This is a genomic window from Serratia bockelmannii, assembly GCF_008011855.1.
Classification (GTDB): Bacteria; Pseudomonadota; Gammaproteobacteria; order Enterobacterales; family Enterobacteriaceae; genus Serratia; species Serratia bockelmannii.
Map to the genome: position 1 here is coordinate 1 of NZ_VOUX01000023.1, position 507 is coordinate 507.

The 507-nt window shown below is 49.3% G+C and carries 1 protein-coding gene; it reads left to right on the forward strand.

The annotated features are described in order from the left end of the window. Positions 1-341: 341 nt before the first annotated feature. Positions 342-507 (forward strand): DUF4134 family protein (locus FOT55_RS25720; RefSeq protein WP_147823512.1); only part of this gene is annotated, 166 nt, incomplete at its 3' end.

A 507-nucleotide genomic window follows, 5' to 3' on the forward strand; every position in this document is an offset into this window, starting at 1 on the left:
TGTACGAGAAAATGATGGAAGGCTCTTCGGAGATAGGCATCCGCATCAAGGGGCTTATCGAGATTCGGCTGAAGAAATCTGAAAAGGAGTTCGTCGTGCCGGACAACATCGAGGAGTTCGACATTCGCAACTATGTATGACAACAATAAAAGAAATGAACATGAAAGAATGACATCAACCCACGCGGCGAGGAAACGCAAGGCGCATCCCCATCCGCAACGGACACGCCCACGTCCGTGGAAACAAACGGGCATCCACTAAAACCAAAGTAAAGTAACAGAGTACCAACCGCCCGACAAAGGACTATCCACCCTTTCGACGGCAAAAAACAAGGACAATTCATGAACAAGAACATCTTGAAAAACAGAAAAGCAATCCTATCCGCGGCACTTTTCATCGCCGCAACCGCCTCCGCTTTCGCGCAAGGAAACGGCATCGCGGGCATCAACGAAGCCACCTCTATGGTGAGTTCGTATTTCGACCCCGGAACTAAACTGATATACGCCA